Annotated in this window: 1 protein-coding gene; it reads left to right on the forward strand. The window is 69.2% G+C overall.

Annotated features, from left to right (window positions below; genetic code table 11):
• A partial coding sequence (locus ACOADB_RS18130; RefSeq protein WP_378601611.1) for an Ig-like domain-containing protein occupies positions 1-882 on the forward strand: 882 nt, incomplete at both ends.

Consider the following 882-nt stretch of genomic DNA (forward strand, 5'->3'; position numbering starts at 1 on the left):
GGGCACGGCGGTCGACATCGACTCCGACGACCTCGCCACGGGCACGCTGACGGCGAGCTTCATCGCGGGTGGCCAGGCCGAGGACCGGCTCGCCGTGGACGGCGGTACGACGATCGGCACTGTCGTGGGTGGCACCAACGGGAGCACTCCGCTGGTGATCACGCTCAACGCGTCCGCGACACCGGCCGCCGTACAGACCCTGTTGCGGAACATCACCTACCGCAACGTCTCCGACAGTCCGTCCACGACGCCGCGGACGGTGCGGTTCGTGCTGACCGACGGGGACGGCGGCACCAGCGCGCCGGTCACCCGCGACATCACCGTGGTGCCGGTCAACGACGACCCGGTAGCGGCGAACGACTCCGCGACGGTGGCCGAGGACGCCACCTCGACGGTGGTCACGGTGCTGGACAATGACACGGACGCGGACGGCGACTCGCTGGCGGTGACAGAGGTCGACACGACCGGGACCGCCGGGACGGTGACCAACAACGGCACCGACATCAGCTATGACCCGAACGGTGCCTTCGACGACCTGGGCGCGGGCGACACGGCGCCCGACACCTTCACCTACACCATCTCCGACGGCCATGGCGGCACGGACACCGCGACGGTGACGATCACGGTCACCGGTGTGGCCACCCCCAACACGGCCCCGGTCGCCGTCGACGATTCCGCGACGATCGGCGAGAACGCCGGTCCGACGGTGGTCTCGGTGCTGGGCAACGACACCGACGCCAATGGCGACACCCTGGCCGTGTCGGTGATCGACCAGACCGCGACGCTCGGTGTGGTCACCAACAACGGCACCTCTGTGAGCTACAACCCGAACGGCGCGTTCGAGTCATTGGGTGTGGGGGAGTCGACCACGGACACGTTCGG

Source organism: Nocardioides sp. CPCC 206348 (assembly GCF_048654705.1).
Taxonomy (GTDB): Bacteria; Actinomycetota; Actinomycetes; order Propionibacteriales; family Nocardioidaceae; genus Nocardioides.